This window comes from Streptomyces sp. L500 (genome assembly GCF_054551825.1).
Genome location: NZ_JBTOLC010000001.1, coordinates 363,039 through 379,964, shown reverse-complemented (window position 1 = coordinate 379,964; position 16,926 = coordinate 363,039). Strand labels below are relative to the sequence as shown.

At 72.5% G+C, this 16,926-nt stretch carries 15 protein-coding genes and 2 tRNA genes; 14 read left to right on the top strand and 3 right to left on the bottom strand.

Going from position 1 to position 16,926, the window contains the following annotated elements; genetic code table 11:
• The first annotated feature begins 1 nt into the window (after window position 1).
• From ACX9I7_RS01930 to ACX9I7_RS01920, 3 genes are all read left to right on the top strand, one after another.
• Complete coding sequence (locus ACX9I7_RS01930; protein WP_358630684.1) at window positions 2-1,300, top strand: glutamate-5-semialdehyde dehydrogenase; 1,299 nt, start codon at window positions 2-4, stop codon at window positions 1,298-1,300.
• A gap of 67 nt (window positions 1,301-1,367) precedes the next feature.
• On the top strand, window positions 1,368-1,979 hold the full coding sequence (locus ACX9I7_RS01925; protein ID WP_459386306.1) for an SCO2584 family spore wall biosynthesis protein: 612 nt from the start codon (window positions 1,368-1,370) through the stop codon (window positions 1,977-1,979).
• A 175-nt stretch (window positions 1,980-2,154) separates the two neighbouring features.
• Window positions 2,155-3,237 (top strand): SCO2583 family membrane protein, encoded by a 1,083-nt coding sequence (locus ACX9I7_RS01920; RefSeq protein WP_387575858.1) that lies wholly within the window; start codon window positions 2,155-2,157, stop codon window positions 3,235-3,237.
• Between the two features lie 22 nt (window positions 3,238-3,259).
• Here the strand turns inward: ACX9I7_RS01920 and ACX9I7_RS01915 are convergent, their stop codons facing one another.
• Complete coding sequence (locus tag ACX9I7_RS01915; protein WP_387575860.1) at window positions 3,260-4,336, bottom strand: M48 family metallopeptidase; 1,077 nt, start codon at window positions 4,334-4,336, stop codon at window positions 3,260-3,262.
• A gap of 93 nt (window positions 4,337-4,429) precedes the next feature.
• On the opposite strand from ACX9I7_RS01915, the gene ACX9I7_RS01910 reads away from it, so the two are divergent.
• The 9 genes from ACX9I7_RS01910 (at window position 4,430) to ACX9I7_RS01870 (ending at window position 9,204) form a co-directional block, all read left to right on the top strand.
• Window positions 4,430-4,594 (top strand): hypothetical protein, encoded by a 165-nt coding sequence (locus ACX9I7_RS01910; RefSeq protein ID WP_189452891.1) that lies wholly within the window; start codon window positions 4,430-4,432, stop codon window positions 4,592-4,594.
• Between the two features lie 159 nt (window positions 4,595-4,753).
• Window positions 4,754-4,915, top strand: a complete 162-nt coding sequence (locus ACX9I7_RS01905) for a hypothetical protein (RefSeq protein ID WP_164737779.1) — start codon at window positions 4,754-4,756, stop codon at window positions 4,913-4,915.
• Window positions 4,916-4,970: 55 nt separating this feature from the next.
• On the top strand, window positions 4,971-5,582 hold the full coding sequence (gene nadD, locus ACX9I7_RS01900; protein WP_189452263.1) for a nicotinate-nucleotide adenylyltransferase: 612 nt from the start codon (window positions 4,971-4,973) through the stop codon (window positions 5,580-5,582).
• Window positions 5,583-5,628: 46 nt separating this feature from the next.
• Entirely contained in the window at window positions 5,629-7,272 is a 1,644-nt protein-coding gene (locus ACX9I7_RS01895; RefSeq protein WP_459386305.1) for an LCP family protein, read from the top strand.
• Between the two features lie 107 nt (window positions 7,273-7,379).
• Window positions 7,380-7,820: a ribosome silencing factor gene (rsfS, locus tag ACX9I7_RS01890; RefSeq protein WP_358217951.1), complete on the top strand. Its 441-nt coding sequence runs from the start codon at window positions 7,380-7,382 to the stop codon at window positions 7,818-7,820.
• Complete coding sequence (locus ACX9I7_RS01885) at window positions 7,817-8,470, top strand: histidine phosphatase family protein (RefSeq protein WP_189452824.1); 654 nt, start codon at window positions 7,817-7,819, stop codon at window positions 8,468-8,470. Before rsfS ends, ACX9I7_RS01885 begins: the two co-directional genes overlap by 4 nt.
• 103 nt (window positions 8,471-8,573) lie before the next feature.
• Window positions 8,574-8,646: transfer RNA gene (locus ACX9I7_RS01880), tRNA-Ala, on the top strand.
• Window positions 8,647-8,769: 123 nt separating this feature from the next.
• Complete coding sequence (locus ACX9I7_RS01875) at window positions 8,770-9,003, top strand: hypothetical protein (protein WP_126914103.1); 234 nt, start codon at window positions 8,770-8,772, stop codon at window positions 9,001-9,003.
• Window positions 9,004-9,131: 128 nt separating this feature from the next.
• Window positions 9,132-9,204: transfer RNA gene (locus ACX9I7_RS01870), tRNA-Ala, on the top strand.
• A gap of 74 nt (window positions 9,205-9,278) precedes the next feature.
• Here the strand turns inward: ACX9I7_RS01870 and ACX9I7_RS01865 are convergent.
• Window positions 9,279-10,781: an NADH-ubiquinone oxidoreductase-F iron-sulfur binding region domain-containing protein gene (locus ACX9I7_RS01865; protein WP_459386304.1), complete on the bottom strand. Its 1,503-nt coding sequence runs from the start codon at window positions 10,779-10,781 to the stop codon at window positions 9,279-9,281.
• Window positions 10,778-11,500, bottom strand: coding sequence for a hypothetical protein (locus ACX9I7_RS01860; RefSeq protein WP_459386303.1), 723 nt, complete (start codon window positions 11,498-11,500; stop codon window positions 10,778-10,780). The genes ACX9I7_RS01865 and ACX9I7_RS01860 overlap by 4 nt, the downstream gene beginning before the upstream one ends.
• A 315-nt stretch (window positions 11,501-11,815) precedes the next feature.
• Between ACX9I7_RS01860 and ACX9I7_RS01855 the strand changes: the two genes are divergently transcribed.
• Both ACX9I7_RS01855 and leuS read left to right on the top strand, forming a co-directional pair.
• Window positions 11,816-13,744: a S53 family peptidase gene (locus ACX9I7_RS01855; protein ID WP_459386392.1), complete on the top strand. Its 1,929-nt coding sequence runs from the start codon at window positions 11,816-11,818 to the stop codon at window positions 13,742-13,744.
• A gap of 297 nt (window positions 13,745-14,041) precedes the next feature.
• Window positions 14,042-16,891 carry a leucine--tRNA ligase gene (leuS, locus tag ACX9I7_RS01850; protein WP_459386302.1) on the top strand — a complete coding sequence of 950 codons (2,850 nt, stop codon included), beginning with the start codon at window positions 14,042-14,044 and terminating at the stop codon, window positions 16,889-16,891.
• Window positions 16,892-16,926 lie beyond the last annotated feature (35 nt).

Sequence of the window (16,926 nt, the reverse complement as noted above, 5' to 3'; positions counted from 1 at the left end):
CATGAGCAGCGTTTTCCCCTCCCCCCTCGCCGACCCCATGCCGCAGTCCCCGGTGCTGCGTGCCGCCTACCGCGCCCGTGCCGCGGCCGCCGAGCTCGCGCCACTGCCGCGCTCGGCGAAGGACGAGGCGCTGCTGGCGATCGCCGACGCGCTGGAGGTCCGTACCCGCGAGATCGTCGAGGCCAACGCCGAGGACGTCGAGAAGGCCCGGGCCGCCGGTACGAGCGAGAGCGTGGTCGACCGGCTCACCCTCACCCCCGAGCGGGTGCGGGCCATCGCCAAGGACGTCCGGGACGTGGTGGCGCTGCCCGACCCGGTGGGCGAGGTCGTGCGCGGCTCCACGCTGCCCAACGGCATCGACCTGCGTCAGGTGCGGGTGCCGCTGGGCGTCGTCGGCATCATCTACGAGGCCCGGCCGAACGTGACCGTCGACGCCGCCGCCCTGTGCCTGAAGTCCGGCAACGCCGTGCTGCTGCGCGGCTCGTCCTCCGCGTACGCCTCCAACACCGCCCTGGTGCGGGTGATCCGTGACGCCGTGGGCGGCGCGGGGCTGCCGGCCGACGCGGTGCAGCTGGTGCCGGGCGAGAGCCGGGACTCCGTACGGGAGTTGATGCGCGCCCGGGGCATGGTCGACGTGCTCATCCCGCGCGGCGGCGCCTCCCTGATCCGCACGGTCGTCGAGGAGTCGACCGTCCCGGTGATCGAGACGGGCACGGGCAACTGCCACGTGTACGTCGACGCCGAGGCCGACCTGGACATGGCCGTGGAGATCCTCGTCAACTCCAAGGCCAGCCGCGTCAGCGTCTGCAACGCCGCCGAGACCCTGCTGGTGCACCGCGACATCGCGGAGCGCTTCCTGCCGCGCGCCCTGGAGGCGCTGGCGGCGGCCGGCGTGACCGTCCACGGCGACGAGCGGGTGGTGGAGCTGGCGAAGGGCTCCCCGGCCACGGTCGTGCCCGCGACGACCGAGGACTGGGAGACCGAGTACCTCTCGTACGACATCGCCGCCGCCGTGGTGGACGACCTGGACACGGCCGTGCGCCACATCCGGCTGTGGACCTCCGGGCACACCGAGGCGATCGTCACCACCTCCCAGGCGGCGGCCCGCCGCTTCACCCAGCTGGTGGACTCCACCACGGTCGCGGTCAACGCCTCGACCCGGTTCACCGACGGAGGTCAGTTCGGTTTCGGTGCCGAGATCGGCATCTCCACGCAGAAGCTCCACGCGCGCGGCCCGATGGGGCTGCCCGAGCTGACGTCGACGAAGTACATCGTCACGGGCGACGGCCACGTGCGCTAGCCGCCGCGGTAGGCCGAATTCCCGTACCGGCCGCGCGGATTGACCGGTTCGGGGCTACGCTGGACGGGTGCCGGACGACGTGGGGGGCAAGCCGTTCCCGGACGGCGAGGAGCCCGACAGCCACCTCCGTGGGGGCGCGGACGACCCGTTCGCCTCCATGGTCTTCGACGAGGAGTTCGTGCGGTCCGCGACGATCCACGAACCCTCCGCGGTCGAGCGGATGCTCGCCGCCGACCGGGCCCGCGCCGAGGCCGACGCCGCGCGCTCGCGGCCCGGCGGCGGCTCCGCCGACGACGATCCGTACGACGACGCGCGCGGCGGCCCGGCCGGCCGCCACGGCCGGCTGAACGGGCCGCGGGGCCTGGCCCGCGACCTCGACCCGGACGACGCCTACGGCCCCTACGGGCGCTACGGCATCGCGCGCGGGCCCTACCGGGGGCACGCCCGCTGGCAGCGCCCGGTCGCCTGGGTGCTCGCCGTCGTGATGGGCATAGGCGTGATCGCCCTCGCCTTCACCGCCGTCTACCGGGGCGGCTCCTCCGGCGGGCGGCAGAGCCCCGCCCCGCCGCCCGCGACCACGGGCGTGGACGCCCAGGTGGGGGAGGTGCGGGTGCCGCTGCCGTCGGTCTCGGCGGACTCCGAACCGCCGGTGGCCTCGGCGGTGCCGCCCTCCCGCTGAACCGGTCACCGAAAGTGATTTTTCGCTCTCTGGAAGTCGCTTTCTGTAATCCCGTGACCGATCGCAGGAGTCCTGGCCAAGACTCGGGTTCCCCCGCCCGGCCGCTTGAAATCTCGTCGGAACTTGTCGCGTACCAGGGCGTTTACCGAAGCCGCCACGGACCTACTCTTGAGATATGAACGGGCCTGGAGACCCCCCTGAGGGCACGCCCGAGGGCCCCCAGGGAGGCGGTGACGAGGAGTACCGATCCGTCGTCTTCGACGAATCGTTCGTCCGCGCTGCCCGCCTCCAGGAGTTCTCCGCCCGCGAGCGGATGGACGACCACGCCCCCGCCGTCCGCACCCGCCACGCCTGGGCCCGCGTCAGCGCCTCCCGGCAGGTGCTGCTGCTGGTGATACTGATCGCCCTCGCCTTCGGCACCGCCGTCTACATGGGGCTGCGCCACCCGTACAAGGAGCCGAAGCCGCCCGCCGCCGAGGCGCTGCGGATCGCCCTCGTGCCCCTCGCCCCGCGCGATCCCGTGCCCGGCGCCCCCGCCGCGAGGGACCTCTTCGACAACAGTCCGGCCGGCCGGCTGCGCGACGGAGCCGAGGGCGTCACCCTTCCGGCCGCACGGCGCACCCAGAATTTCTCCGAGAGCCTGGTGATGGCCGCGCTCGCCACGGCCAAGGAGTACACGGTCAAGTCCGCGCTCGACCCGGGCGTGCTCGTCGGCGGCAACCAGCGGGCCGTACGGCTGCTGCTCGCCCCCTCCCAGCTGGAGCAGTTCGACCGCAGCTTCAGCCGCCCCGCCGACGACGGGCAGCACGCGGCCACCGGCTGGCTGGTCCGCTTCGACCCGGGCCAGGTGGCCCTCGCCGACCGGACCGTCCGCAGCCAGGGCACGTTCACGGTCGTGGAGGCGTCCCCGGCCGCGCTGGAGGTCTCCGCCGACCACACGTTCGTCTACGCCCTGCGCCCGGCCGCCAAGGCGGGCGCGGCGGACGTCTCGCTGTTCGTCGTACGGCGCACGCTGCGCTTCCGCTTCGACCGGGACGACCTCCAGGAGCACCACGTCCAGGTGCTGCAGAGCCAGACGCAGGCCGGGCCGGAGTCCTGCTCGGCGGAGGACGCGTCCTTCCTGCGGCCGCTGTTCGCGGGCGAGAAGGCCGCGACGGAGGGACCGGCGGGCACCGACCCCTACGCGACGGGCGCCACCACGACCGACCTCTGCGGCACCCTGGCGCCGTCGGCCCAGCCGACACCGCCCCGGCACTGAGGGCGCCGGCGTCCCGCCGGATCTACGGCGCGTCGTTCCTCGGCGCGTCGCCCTTGGGGCCGGGCCCCGGGCCGCGTCCGAACAGCTTGCCGCCCAGGTCGCTCGCCCCGCCCGCGATGTCCCGCACCAGCCCCATCAGCGGGTCCCTGCTCGCCCGCACCGACTCCGCGTAGTGGTTCGCCGACTCCCGGAAGGAGTCGCTCACCGAGGCGTCCTTGTCGTCCTCGCGCCGCGCGTAGTGGCCGTCCATGATCCGCTGGTAGTCGCGGCTCTCGGACCACTTCTTCAGCTCCGCCGCGCGCACGGTGGTGAACGGATGGCTGCGCGGCAGCACGTTCATGATCTTCAGGACGGAGTCGCGCAGGTCGCCGCCGCGCTCGTACTCCTCGGCCTGGGCGAGGAACGCGTCCACGTTCATCTCGTGGAGGTGGTTGCCGCCCGCGACCTTCATCAGGCCGCGCATCGAGGCCCGCGGATCCTGGCCCACCAGCAGCCCCGCCCGGTCCGCCGACAGCTCCGACTTCCGGAACCACTCGCGCAGCGCCGTCACGATCGCCGTCACCGCCATCCCGCCCAGCGGGATCCAGGCGACCTTGACCGCCATCTCGGTCAGGAACAGCAGGATCGTGCGGTACACCGCGTGCCCGGACAGCGCGTGGCCGACCTCGTGGCCCACGGCCGCCCGCATCTCCTCCTCGTCCAGCAGCTCCACCAGGCCCGTCGTCACCACGATGACCGGCTCGTCCAGACCCACGCACATGGCGTTGGGCCGGGGATCCTGCGTGACGTACATCGGCGGGACCTTCGGCAGGTCCAGCACGGCACAGGCGTCGAGCAGCATCGCGTGCAGATGCGGGAACTGGAGCTCGCCCACCCGCACCGAATCCGACAGGAACAGCAGCCGCAGACTGCGTTCCGGCAGCAGCCCGCTCAGCGCCCTGAACACCGTGTCGAAACCGCTCAGCCTGCGCAACGCCACCAGGGCGGAGCGATCCGCCGGGTGCTCGTAGGCCCGCGAGGAGATGCCGGGGAACCGCCTGCGGTCCCGGCCGGGCAGCCGCTCCGGGCCCCCGGGCACGTACTCCTGGCTGTCGCTCATCGAGACCCCCTGACACGTCGGCCGGGCGCGGTCCGCACCGGGCTTTCCGGACCCCAGCCTAGGCCGTGCCACCGACATGGCTACCGTGGAGGCATGCCCGACATCACCGCTCTCGCCGCCCATCCCGGACTCATCGAGGTCCTCGCCGTCTCCAAGGGGGACCAGGGCCCCGGCGCCCTGCTGCGCACCGTCCTGATCGTCGGGCTCGTGGGCGTCCCCCTCGTCGCCTGGCTCCTGCTGCGCGGCTATCGCAAGTAGCCGCCGGAGCCCCCGCCGGCCGGCCCCGGCGACGCTTCCGTGGCGGGCCCGCCGGTCCGTACACGTGGAGTCGGCGTGAGCTCCGCATAAGGGCCCGCATACGATGTGGCAGAAGTCTCCAACCGTTAACCCGATCCCTCCCGGATAGGTTCTGCCGACGTGAACATCGCCACCGCCCACAGCGCCCTGGTCTCCCTCGCCGCCGAGGGCCACCACGTGGACAACCACGAGAGCCTCAGCCCCGCCATCACCGGTGGCTCCGCCCTGGTCATCCTGCTGCTCCTGCTGTGGATCACCACTCGTTTCAACCGCGACCGCTGATCCCACCGGTCCCTGGCGAACCGGCGTGGAAACGCGCCCAGTAGGGTCTGCACGCATGGGAGAGCAGACAGAGCCCGGGAAGCGGCGGCTCGGAGTGATGGGCGGGACGTTCGATCCCATCCACCACGGTCACCTGGTCGCCGCGAGCGAAGTGGCCGCGCAGTTCCACCTGGACGAGGTGGTCTTCGTGCCGACCGGGCAGCCGTGGCAGAAGAGCCACCGCGCGGTGTCCCCCGCCGAGGACCGCTATCTGATGACGGTGATCGCCACCGCGTCCAACCCGCAGTTCTCGGTCAGCCGGATCGACATCGACCGCGGTGGCCCCACCTACACCACGGACACCCTCCGTGAGCTGCGGGACCTCAACGAGAACGCGGACCTGTTCTTCATCACCGGCGCCGACGCCCTCGCGCAGATCCTCACCTGGCGGGACACCGAGGAACTCTTCTCGCTGGCCCACTTCATCGGCGTCACCCGGCCGGGCCACATACTGGCCAACCCGGGGCTGCCCGAGGACCGGGTCTCCTTCGTGGAGGTCCCCGCCCTCGCCATCTCCTCCTCTGACTGCCGCGCCCGTGTGGCGCAGGGCGAGCCCGTCTGGTACCTCGTGCCCGACGGTGTGGTGCGCTACATCGACAAGCGCAAGCTGTACCGTCACGACGGCTGAACCGCACGACGGCCGGCTCCGGCCCGCCGGCCACCGAGGGGCACTGGTGAACGACCGACAGGACCCGTACGCGCACGACCCATACGGGCGCGACCCGTACGCACAGGCGCAGGTGTACGGCTACGACGCCTATGGCCAACCCGTGTACCGGCCGGACGCCCCGGAGCGCGTGTACGACGCCTACGGTCAGCCGCTCCAGCAACAGACGCACGGCTACGACCCGTACACCGCGCAGCCCCAGCAGTCGCAAACGACGTACGACGCCTACGCGACGCAGACCCAGCAGGCGCAGCAGGAGTGGATCCCCCGGCAGACGGGTCCCGTCGGCCAGGGGGAGCCTGCCGGCCAGGGGGAACATGAGGGGACGGCGGACGGCCGCATCCCGGAGCCCCGGCCCGCGGCCGACTCCGCGGCCGATCCCGCACCCGGCTCCGCGCCGGAGGCGGACGCCTACCGGACCGAGCAGTTCTCCTTCATCGAGGAGCCGGACGAGGGCTCCGAGGACGTCATCGACTGGCTCAAGTTCAGCGAGAGCCGCACGGAGCGCCGCGACGAGCGCAAGCGCAAGGGCCGCAACCGCGTCGTCGCCCTCGCCGTGGTGCTCGTCCTCGCGCTGGGCGGCGGCATCGGCTGGTTCCTCCTCTCCGGAGGAGAGGAGAAGAAGAGCACGGCGGCCGCGGCGGGAGCGCAGAAGCGGGACGTGATCGTCGTCCACCTGCGGCAGACCCAGGGCGGCGACAGCTCCACCGCCCTGCTGGTCGACAACGAGACCAGCAAGAAGGCCACCACCCTCCTGCTGCCGAACTCGCTGGGGCTCACCACCAAGGAGGGCGGCACCGCCACGACGCTCGGCAAGGCCGTCCAGGACGCCGGTACCGGGGCGACCAGGGACGCCCTGAACACCCTGCTCGGCGCGGACATCAAGGGCAGCTGGCGGCTGGACACCCCCTACCTGGAGAACCTGGTCGAGCTCGTCGGCGGCATCACGGTCGACACGGACGCGACCGTGCCCGGCGCCAAGCAGGGCGACGGCCCGCTGGTCGAGCAGGGCAAGGGCAGGACCCTCGGCGGCCGGGCCGCGGTCGGCTACGCCACGTACCGGGCCACGGGCGAGGACCAGGGCCGGCAGCTGGCCCGGTTCGGCCAGGTCATGCAGGCGGTGCTGCGGAAGATGTCCACCGACCCGCGGGCGGCCACCACGACCGTCGACTCCCTGGCCCAGATCCCCGACCCCTCGCTCTCCGTCCAGCAGCTCGGCGCCTCCCTGGCCCACCTGGCCGAGAAGGCCAAGGAGGGGGCGTACGCCACCTCCGTCCTGCCCGTGAAGGCGGACGGGGCGCTCGGCGGGCAGCCGGCCGACGCCATGGTCAAGGACGTCCTCGGCGGCACGGTGCGCGCCACCGCCAAGGGCGCGCCGCCCCGGGTGAGCGTGAAGAACGCCACAGGATCCGCCGCCGCGTCCGGAACGGCGCAGGTCGCGCTGGTCAACGGCGGCTACACCTACGTCGACGGCGGTGCCCCGGGCACGGCGGAGGCGGCCTCCTCGGTGACCTACGCGGACGACTCCCGGGTGGCCGAGGCCAAGGAGGTCGCCAGGACGCTGGGCCTGCCGGAGAAGGCCGTGCGCAAGGGCACGGAGGCGGGCAACGCGGATGTCGCCGTGGTCCTGGGCAAGGACTACAAGGGCTGAGGGGCGGGAGCCCGGGCGCGGAGGGCGTGGCGGAAAAGGCCGGGAGGGCCGTCGGCGGGTCGTGAGACCCTTGAGACGTACTGACCCTCTTTACGAAAGCATGGCTTGTGACCGCCACGGACCGCTCCATCGAGCTCATCCAGGCCGCCGCCCAGGCTGCCGCCGACAAGCTCGCGCACGACGTCATCGCCTACGACGTCAGCGACGTACTGTCGATCACCGACGCCTTCCTGCTGGCCTCGGCCCCCAACGACCGCCAGGTCAAGTCGATCGTCGACGAGATCGAGGAGCGGCTGCTCAAGGAGCTCGGCGCCAAGCCGGTGCGCCGCGAGGGCGACCGCGACGCCCGCTGGGTGCTCCTGGACTACGTCGACATCGTCGTGCACGTGCAGCACAGCGAGGAGCGCGTCTTCTACGCCCTGGAGCGGCTGTGGAAGGACTGCCCGGAGATCGAGCTGCCCGCCGACGCCGTCGCCACCCGCGGCAAGGCCGAGGAGCACGCCCGTGACCAGGCCGCCGACGGCGACCTGGACGGAGACCTGAGCTGAACGGCCGCCCGGGCGGCCGCGGCCGCCGGCTCGTGCTGTGGCGGCACGGCCAGACCGCGTGGAACGTGGAGCGCCGTTTCCAGGGCACCACGGACATCGAGCTGACCGGCACCGGTGTCGCCCAGGCGCGCCGGTCCGCCCGGCTGCTGGCCGCGCTGCGGCCCGACGCGATCGTCGCCTCCGACCTGGGCCGCGCCAGGGCCACGGCGGCCGAGCTGGCCGCCGTCACGGGCCTCACGGTCACCCACCACGCCGAGCTGCGGGAGACCTACGCGGGCGCCTGGCAGGGGCTGACCCACGAGGAGATCGCCGAGCGCTACGGCGAGCAGTACGCGGCGTGGAAGCGCGGCGAGCCCGTGCGGCGCGGCGGCGGCGAGCTGGAGACCGAGGTCGCCGACCGGGCGGCGCCGGTCGTGCTGTCGCACGCCGAGAAGCTCCCCGACGGCGGCACGCTCGTCGTGGTCAGCCACGGCGGCACGATCCGCACCACCATCGGCCGGCTGCTGGGCCTGGAGGCCCGCTCGTGGGAGGCGCTGGGCGGCCTCTCCAACTGCTGCTGGTCCGTGCTGGGCGAGGGCGCCCGCGGCTGGCGTCTGCTGGAGCACAACGCCGGGACGCTGCCCGAGCCGGTGCTCGGCGACGACGACTGAGCGGCGCGTGGGGCTCGATTTCACATCTGGGCAGGTCACAGGCTAAAGTTCTTCTTGTTCGCGGGGAACGCGGGGGAAAACCTCCGGGGAAACCGAGAACAGCGGGGCTATAGCTCAGTTGGTAGAGCGCCTGCATGGCATGCAGGAGGTCAGGAGTTCAATTCTCCTTAGCTCCACAGTGACGACGATCCCGTCTCCCCTCCCGGGGAGGCGGGATTGTTGCTGTTCCGGCGCGGTCCCGTGGCAGAATCGGACACCCGGGAGCGAGCGGGGCCGAGGGGGAGGGGAGGAGCGCGGTCATGGGTGCTCACAGCCGGAAGTGCGACTGGTGCGGCAGCGGCACGCCGATCGTCCGCGACATGGAGCCGCTCAACTCCGCATACCAGTACTGGTGCGTGGAGTGCGCGCGGGCGCTGATCATAAAAGGCGACCCCATCGAGACCTACCGGGAGCTCGAGGGCGAGCCGATCTACGGACGACTGCTCGACGAGCACTGCGCCCTCAAGCGGTTCTACTCCTTCGTCACCGCGTGAAAATCGGTCATACCGGGGCGTTGCGGGACGCCCGATGAACCGATTTGGCAGATGGGGGGGAGGTCCGTGTAATGTAATCCGTGTCGCCAGGGAGACCGCGAGGAAAACCCGGGCGGAAAACAAAACAAGGGGCTATAGCTCAGTTGGTAGAGCGCCTGCATGGCATGCAGGAGGTCAGGAGTTCAATTCTCCTTAGCTCCACAGTGGTTGAGAGGGTCGTCCGCGAGGACGGCCCTCTCGGCGTTTGTGCGCCGCCCCGTTCTCAAGGGTCGTGCTCAGGGGGCGTCGAGGCGAAGCGCCAGCGCGGGGCAGCGGCGTACGGCCCGCTGTGCGCGCCCCCGTAGATGTCCGGGCACCCCGGCGTCCGCGAGCGCCGGAAAACCGTCCGGGCCCATCCGTACGAGCTCGGGCAGCAGCCCCGCGCACAGGCCGTGCCCCTCGCACAGCGTCCAGTCCACGGCGAGCCGCTTTCCGGCCGCGTTCCCCGGTTCCGTGTTCCCGTCACCGGGCAGTGGCAGCAGCCCGGCCGTGGGCCGCCCGCAGCCGCCGCCCAGGACGTGCGCGGCCAGATCGTCGGTGAAGGCCGCCAGCGCGCTCAGCGCGAAGCGCGCCGCCCCGTCCGGGTGCCCGCACGCCCCCCGCCCCCGGACGGCCCTCGCCGCCTCCCGTACGGCCTCCAGGGCACCGCGCCCGCCCCCGGCCACCACGTCCGCCAGGGCCCCGGCCAGCGTCGGCAGGCCCAGCCGGCACGGGCCGCACTGCCCCGCCGACTCGGCCGCCAGCCAGTGCGCCACCCGTACCGCCTCGCCCAGCGGACAGGTGTCGCCGGACAGCGGCAGCACCGCCCCGGCGCCCAGGGTCGCGCCGTGAGCGGCGAGGGCGCCCCTGGAGAGGGCCGTCCCGGCAGCGGCGGCCGCGTCCAGCCAGCCGCCGTGATAGCCGCCGACCAGCACGCCCTGCGGCGCGGCCTCGGTACCGCACTGGGCGAGGACGTACGACAGCGCCACCCCGCCGGGGGCCTCGACGACGCGCGGGAACGGCACCGCGCCGGAGACGGTGAGCAGGACGGTGCCCGGCTCGTCCGGGGTGCCGGTCGAGGCGTAGCGGGGGGTGCCGAGCCGGGCGGCGAGGGCGAGTTGGGCGTACGTCTCGGTGTTGGACAGCAGCGTCGGCAGGCCGTCCAGCCCGGCCGTCGTGGCGTGGCCGCGCCGTCCCGGCGGGAGCGCGGGGCCACCGCTCGCGGCGCGCAGCAGTGCGGAGGACTCCCCGGAGACCATGCGCTCGGGGAGGCGTACGACCCGGGCGCGCACGGCCCGCCCGCGCCGGTCGGACAGACCGCGCTCGCCGAGTGCCTCCCGTACGGACGCCTCCGTGCCCGTACGGGTCACCCCGATCACGAGCGTCCGGGCGCCGAGCGCCTCGGCGGCGAGCAGCGCGCCGTCCAGCACGAGGTGCGGGGCGCGCCGCAGCAGCACCGCGTCCTTGCGGCACGCGGGCTCGCCCTCGCACCCGTTGACGACCACCACGGGCGGCGTGCCGCGCCGCCGCGCGGCCCCGCCCACCGCCCGCACCTTCCGCGCGAACGGAAACCCGGCCCCACCCCGGCCGCGCAACGCGACGGCCTCGGCCAGCCGCGTCAGCTCGTCCTCGGTGAGGCGCGGGATCGAGCCGTGCACGGCGAGATGGGCGCGCCGGTCCAGCCGGGCCGCGTCGTCGAACCCGGCGGTCAGCCGTGGCAGCCCGAGAACGAGCACGTCGGGGAGTTCGGGGAGGGTCATGTGAGTTCAGCCCGTCCGCGTGAGGAACTCAGCCCCTCCGGCGTTTGAGGAGCGGGGTCTGGGGCGGAGCCCCAGGAAACTGGGGGCACCTCCCAGCGGTAGCTGGGGGAGAAAGGGCGGGACTGGGGCATCCTCCCCGCCGCATGCGCCCCCACCGGCCGTCGGCGTACGACGAACCGCCGCAACTGAGGCACCCCGAAACGCCGAACCGCGAGGGCGAGCGCCACCCCCACCAAACACCCCACATAACACCCCGTCACCCACCCCGCCGCCTCCCGCCCCGCGTTCAGCCCGTGGAGCAACGCCGTGCACCACGCCCCGTACGCGCTCGCGTGGAGCACCCGCCAGCGCCGCGCCGCCGCGCGCCCCCGCCCGGCGAAGACGCTGCGCAGGGCGCCGGTCGCGGCCGCGAGCACCAGCAGATAGCCCGCGAGCGAGCCGAGCCCGATGAGCCCGGCGCGCCCGCCGATGCCGGAGGCGAAGGGGATCAGGGCGCCGGTCGTGGAGGCGTGCGCCTCGGCGACCTTGACGCCCACGTGCACGAGGAGGAAGCCGAGCGCGCCGACTGCGAGGGCCCGGTGCACGGCCTGGGCGAGCAGCCGGCCGCGCGGGCCGAGGGCCAGGCGGTCGGCGGCGACGAGCCCCCAGACGACGGTCGCGGTCAGCGAGACCAGGGCGAGCACGCCGCCGGCCTGGTCGAGGAAGCGGTGGAGGTCCATGCCCCGGCAGGCTAGGCAGCGAACCGGCCCGCGCGGCCCGCTTCGCGCAACCCCGGTGCGCCACCGTCCCCCGCTGCTAACGTCTGTTCGTTCGGCGCGAGTTCGATCCGTAAGCCGCCGCTTTCCCAACAAACCACCCTCGCAGGCGATTTGATTGCGTGCTCGTGGTTCTCCTTTGATCACTTCTTGGTGAACACATGTCCCCTGAGTGAACGGTTTATCGGTCAGAGTGTGGCCGACCATTCGCATCGCAGGGGGTTTTCCTTGACTTCACGCCGGCCAAGCCACCGTTCCAGAACGCGCGCCGTCCTGTCCCTGACGGCGGCCCTGCCGCTGGTCGCCGGAGCGCTCGCGCTCGGCGTGCCCGCGGCCCACGCCGACTCCGGCCCGCACGACCGCCAGTCGCTGGCGGGCACCAAGCCGCTGTGGGCGACGCCCAGTGCCGACCAGGGGGCCGTCCCGGAGCAGAAGGCCGTCACCGCACGGGTCTACCTCGCCGGCCGTGACGCCAAGGGCCTGGCCGCGTACGCGCGTGCCGTCTCGGACCCGAAGTCCGCCTCGTACGGCAAGTACTTGACGGCCCAGCAGTCGAAGGAACGTTTCGGCGCGACCCAGGGCCAGATAGCCCGGGTCACCGACTGGCTGAAGTCCTCCGGCCTGACGGTGACCGGCGTCAACGACCACTACGTCACCGTGACCGGTGACGCGGCCGCCGCCCGGAAGGCGTTCGGCACCGAGCTCCACAACTACGTCAAGGACGGGAAGACCTACCACGCCCCGGCGCGGAACGCCTCCGTCCCGGCCGCCCTCGACGGCGCCGTCCTGACCGTCGTGGGCCTGAACAACGCCCCGCGCCTGACCCACCACCGCGACACGCTGCCCGGCCCGAGCGCCGGCTTCCGCAACGCCGGCCCGTTCTCCACGTACTACGGCTCGAACGTCAACACCGGCCTCCCCTCCGCGTACGGCGACCACGCCCCGTACGCCATCAAGGGCTACACCGGAAAGCAGCTGCGCGCCGTCTACGGGGCGAAGAACTTCACCGGCAAGGGCGTGACGGTCGCCATCACCGACGCCTACGCCTCCCCGACGATCGCCGCCGACATCCAGCAGTACGCCAAGCGCAACGGCGACAAGGCCTACCGCAAGGGCCAGTACTCCCAGGTGCTGCCCGCCGCCTGGACGCACGCCGACCCCAAGGAGTGCGACGCGGCCGGCTGGTACGGCGAGGAGACCCTCGACGTCGAGGCCGTGCACGCCGTCGCCCCCGACGCGAACATCGTCTACGTCGCCGGCTCCTCCTGCCAGGACGACGACCTGATCGACTCCCTGCACAAGATCGTCGACAACCGGCTGGCCGACATCGTCTCCAACTCCTGGGGCGACGTCGAGGCCAACGAGTCCCCGGACGTGGCCGCCGCCTACGACCAGGTCTTCCAGAAGGGCGCCGTCGAGGGCATCGGCTTCTATTTCTCCTCCGGCGACGACGGCGACAACGTCGCCAAGCACGGTGTGAAGCAGGTCGACACGCCCGCCAACTCCCCGTGGGTCACCTCCGTGGGCGGCACCTCCCTGGCCGTCGGCAAGGGCGACAAGTACCTGTGGGAGACCGGCTGGGGCACCCACAAGGCCGCGCTGTCCAAGGACGGCCTGACCTGGGAGGGCATGCCCGGCGCCTTCACCGGCGGCGCCGGCGGCGGCACCAGCAAGGTCTTCGAGCAGCCCTTCTACCAGCGCGGCGTCGTCCCCGACACGCTGGCGAAGTCGAACGGCACCGACAAGCCGATGCGCGTCGGCCCCGACATCGCGGCCGTCGCCGACTCCACCACCGGCTTCCTCGTCGGCCAGACGCAGACCTTCCCCGACGGCTCGGTGAAGTACGACGAGTACCGCATCGGCGGCACCTCGCTGGCCGCGCCCGTGATCGCGGGCGTCCAGGCGCTGGCCCAGCAGGCCCGGCACGGCGTCCCGATCGGCTTCGCCAACCCGGCCATCTACGACCGCTACGGCACCGGCGCCTACCACGACGTCACCGACCACCCGCTCGGCCAGGGCCGCAGCATCGCCGACGTCCGCGTCGACTACGCCAACGGCGTCGACGCCAAGGGCGGCCTGCTCACCTCGCTGCGCACCCTGGGCGCCGACAGCTCACTCTCCGCGACCGTCGGGTACGACAACGTCACCGGCGTCGGCACCCCGGCCGACGGCTACGTGACCTCGTACGTGCCCGGTCAGCGCCGCTGACCCCCGTCCGACCCCCGCTCGGCCCCCGCCGAGCCCCCCGGGGCCCGCACCGTGCTTCGGTGCGGGCCCCGGGCCCGCTGGGGTAACCTGACCCCATGCGTGCCGTACGCCTTCTGCTTAGCGAGCCGCGCTGATCAAGCACCGGCAGGTGACCGCCGACCCTTCGGCGGTCCGGACCGGCATCGGCGCGGCATCCCCTCCTGTGCGAGGGGTTTTTTCATTTGCGGGCCCGGGCCCTATGGCTCCGGACCGCGAGCGGACAGGCGACAGACGACGATCGATGGAGCTTTGAGGACGATGAGCGAGACCCCCACCGCCGCCGAGGTGGCCGCCCCGCACCGCTACACGGCCGCGCTGGCCGCTGACATCGAGGCGCGCTGGCAGGACTTCTGGGACGCGAACGGTACGTACGCCGCGCCCAACCCCAGCGGTGAGCTGGCCGGCGACGAGGCCGTCGTCGCCCGCCCCAAGAAGTTCATCATGGACATGTTCCCGTACCCCTCGGGCGCGGGCCTCCACGTCGGCCACCCCCTGGGCTACATCGCCACGGACGTCTACGCGCGCTACCACCGCATGACGGGCCACAACGTCCTCCACACCCTCGGCTTCGACGCCTTCGGCCTGCCCGCCGAGCAGTACGCCGTGCAGACCGGCACCCACCCCCGGGTCTCCACCGAGGCGAACATCGAGAACATGAAGGCCCAGCTGCGCCGGCTGGGCCTGGGCCACGACAAGCGCCGCTCGTTCGCGACGATCGAGCCGGAGTACTACAAGTGGACCCAGTGGATCTTCCTCCAGATCTTCAACTCCTGGTACGACCCGGAGGCGAAGAAGGCCCGCCCGATCGCCGAGCTCGTCGCCGAGTTCGAGAGCGGCCGGCGTGAGGTCCCCGGCGGCCGCGCCTGGAGCGAGCTGAACGCCGTCGAGCGCGACGAGCTGCTGGGCGCCTACCGCCTGGCCTACGCCTCCGACGCGCCCGTCAACTGGTGCCCCGGCCTGGGCACCGTGCTGGCCAACGAGGAGGTCACCGCCGACGGCCGCTCCGAGCGCGGCAACTTCCCCGTCTTCAAGTCCAAGCTGCGCCAGTGGAACATGCGGATCACCGCCTACGCGGACCGCCTGATCGACGACCTGGACGCCCTGGACTGGCCCGAGGCCATCAAGCTCCAGCAGCGCAACTGGATCGGCCGCAGCGAGGGCGCGCGCGTCGACTTCCAGGTCGCCGGCCACGAGGCCCGGAAGATCACCGTCTTCACCACCCGCCCCGACACCCTCTTCGGCGCCACCTACATGGTGCTGGCCCCCGAGCACGACCTGATCGACGCGATCGTGCCCGCCGAGTGGCCCGAAGGCACCAAGGACGTCTGGACCGCCGGCGCGGGCACCCCGGCCGAGGCCGTCGCCGCCTACCGCAAGCAGGCGCAGTCCAAGACCGACGTCGAGCGGCAGACCGAGGGCAAGGACAAGACCGGCGTCTTCACCGGCGCGTACGCCCTCAACCCGCTCACCGGCGAGCGCGTCCCCGTCTTCGTCGCCGACTACGTGCTGATGGGCTACGGCACCGGCGCGATCATGGCCGTGCCCGGCCAGGACGAGCGCGACTGGGAGTTCGCCACCGTCTTCGAGCTGCCGATCGTCCGCACCGTCCAGCCGCCCGAGGGCTGGGAGGGCGAGGCCTACAACGGCCAGGGCGCGGCCATCAACTCGGCCAACGCCGAGCTCGACCTCAACGGCATGCAGATCGACGAGGCCAAGCGCACCGTGATCGCCCACCTGGAGGCGCGCGGCATCGGCGAGGGCACCGTCAACTTCCGGCTGCGCGACTGGCTCTTCAGCCGTCAGCGCTACTGGGGCGAGCCCTTCCCGATCGTCTACGACGAGAACGGCGTCGCCCACGCGCTGCCCGAGTCGATGCTCCCGCTGGAGCTGCCCGAGGTCGACGACTACACCCCGCGCACCTTCGACGCGGACGACGCGGACACCTCCCCGGAGACCCCGCTCTCCCGCAACCAGGACTGGGTCAACGTCGAGCTGGACCTGGGCGACGGGCCGAAGACGTACCGCCGCGAGACCAACACCATGCCCAACTGGGCCGGTTCCTGCTGGTACGAGCTGCGCTACCTGGACCCGCGCAACGACGAGCAGCTGGTCTCCGCCGACGCCGAGCGCTACTGGATGGGCCCGCGCGAGGGCCAGCCGCTGGGCGGCGTCGACCTGTACGTCGGCGGTGCCGAGCACGCCGTGCTCCACCTGCTGTACGCCCGCTTCTGGTCGAAGGTCCTCTTCGACCTGGGCCACATCTCCTCGGCCGAGCCGTTCCACAAGCTCTACAACCAGGGCATGATCCAGGCGTACGTCTACCGCGACGCGCGCGGCATCGCGGTGCCCGCCGCCGAGGTGGAGGAGCAGGGCGGCGCGTTCTACTACGAGGGCGGCAAGGTCAGCCGACTGCTCGGCAAGATGGGCAAGTCCCTGAAGAACGCCGTCACCCCGGACGAGATCTGCGTCGAGTACGGCGCCGACACCCTGCGCCTGTACGAGATGGCGATGGGCCCGCTGGACGTCTCCCGCCCCTGGGACACCCGCGCCGTCGTCGGCCAGTACCGGCTGCTCCAGCGCCTGTGGCGCAACGTCGTCGACGAGAACACCGGCGAGGTCACGGTCGTCGACGCCGCGCCCGACGAGGCGACGCTGCGCGCCCTCCACAAGGCGATCGACGGCGTCGGCCAGGACATGGCGAACCTGCGCTTCAACACGGCCATCGCCAAGGTGACCGAGCTGAACAACCTCGTCACCAAGCTGCCCGAGGTGCCGCGCGTGGTCGCCGAGGGCCTGGTGCTGCTGATCGCGCCGCTCGCCCCGCACATCGCCGAGGAGCTGTGGCGCAAGCTCGGTCACGAGGGCTCGGTCGTCCACGCGGACTTCCCCGCCGCCGACCCGGCCTACCTGGTCGACGAGGCCGTGACCTGCGTCGTCCAGATCAAGGGCAAGGTCAAGGCCCGCCTGGAGGTCGCCCCGTCGATCTCCGACGAGGAGCTGGAGAAGGTCGCGCTGGCCGACCCGGCGGTCGTCGCCGCGCTGGGCGGCGCGGGCATCCGCAAGGTCATCGTGCGGGCGCCGAAGCTGGTGAACATCGTCCCGGCGTAATGCCTCGGGGCGGGCGCTAGGGGTTTGTCCCTACG